Source organism: Chamaesiphon sp. OTE_75_metabat_556, from assembly GCF_031378165.1.
Classification (GTDB): Bacteria; Cyanobacteriota; Cyanobacteriia; order Cyanobacteriales; family Chamaesiphonaceae; genus Chamaesiphon.
The window spans coordinates 1-1623 of the sequence record NZ_JANNDR010000527.1; the positions used below are offsets into that span (position 1 = coordinate 1).

Consider the following 1623-nt stretch of genomic DNA (forward strand, 5'->3'; position numbering starts at 1 on the left):
TGGTACTTATACGATCGCGGGCAATCAGTATGCAGCCAGCAGTGTTGGCACGCTCAATGGTGAGTATGCGTATGGTAACTCGATCGCGCCGTATCTCGGCATCGGGATCGGTAAATCGACTAATGAAGGTTTGGGCTTCAATGCCGATCTGGGTGTGATGTTTACAGGTTCGCCGAAAGTCTCGCTGACTGCTAGCAATCCCAGTTTTAATAACAACGCCACGACGCGCGCCCAAATCGATAGTCAAGCTCGTCAAACCGAAAACGATCTGCGGGGATTTAATGTTTATCCTGTATTGTCGGTCGGAGTTTCTTACGGATTTTAGACGAGAGTCGATCGATTCCAATCGATTAAAGAATCTTTTAAAAATACGATCTTCACCCCCGATTCCAGCCTGGAATTGGGGGTGAATTATAGTAATGTCAAAAAATTGAAGTGTGATGGGTAACATAAGGATGTCAGCCTAGCAGTAGCCCGATGAATATTGTATATCTGGAATTGAAACCGATCGACGAGCAGTTTGTAGAGCTACGCTATCGAGTGCCGGGACAAAACCAGTATCAGTCGAGAAATTTACTGCTGGCGGAGATTGCCGGATTATATGATTTTGCCGATACAGATTTTGCGAAAAATAGTCCCGATCTGGCAAAGATGGGGCGCAAGTTATTTGATTGGTTGGATGGTACGGAACGGTGGCTGAGTCGATCGATCGCCCAACAACGCCAAGGGTTAATTCTTGCGATCGATTGTCAGGATCGGCTGGGTGGTTTGCCGTGGGAGATTTTATATTATGAGGGCTTTTTGGTGGCTCGATCGATCGTGCCGATTCGGGTGGTGGGTGGATTCGATCGCCCAGTGGTAACAAGAGAGCCATCGAAACATCAGTTACAGACGTTGTTTATGGCAACAGATCCAGAGGGTGTTTATCCTAAGCTGGAGTTTGAGGCTGAGGAAGCCTTGATTTTAGATGCGACGCGCGAATTGGCGATGGAATTGCGGGTGGAAGAAAGTGGTTGTGTCGAAGAATTGAAGAACTTCTGGCGCAGATTTAAAGATCGATTTGATGTTTTTCATCTCAGCGGACATGCGGATATCCGAGATGGGGTACCCTATTTTATTACGGAGTCGCTAGAAGGCGATCGAGTAGATGCCAGTATTCAGGACTTTGCAGATGCGTTCAGGCTCCGCTATCCACCACTGATTTTCTTGTCTGGTTGCCGGACAGGGGAAAGCGGGAATAGAGGCAGTGCTGTCTCTCTGGCTGCGGGGCTAGTAGCACAGGGCGCACCAGCGGTATTGGGTTGGGGTCGTCCGGTGGGCGATATCGGCGCAATCTTTGCGGCAATGGAGTTGTACAAATCTTTGGCAGAGGGTTCTACGCTAGCGGAGTCATTGGCGTTGACTTATCAAAGTCTAATTAAAGAAAATGTGCCAGATTGGTGTTTATTGCGGCTCTATGCAGAACTAGGAGCTTGGGAGGCACTAGTATTATCGCCCGAAGATGATGTCTGGCAAAGATCGCTAGAGGCAAACACTGTAGTCCTCGATCCTGGGGGCTTAATTAAGGTGGCGGGGAAAGATGGCTTTGTTGGGCGGCGACGCTATTTACAGCGAGGTCTAAAG

Annotated in this window: 1 protein-coding gene and 1 pseudogene; both read left to right on the forward strand. The window is 48.6% G+C overall.

What is annotated here, in order from left to right:
- Window positions 1-325: pseudogene (locus tag RMO27_RS20900) on the forward strand (hypothetical protein); the annotation flags it as partial.
- 152 nt (window positions 326-477) lie between these two features.
- A partial coding sequence (locus tag RMO27_RS20905) for a CHAT domain-containing protein (protein WP_309736206.1) occupies window positions 478-1623 on the forward strand: 1146 nt, incomplete at its 3' end.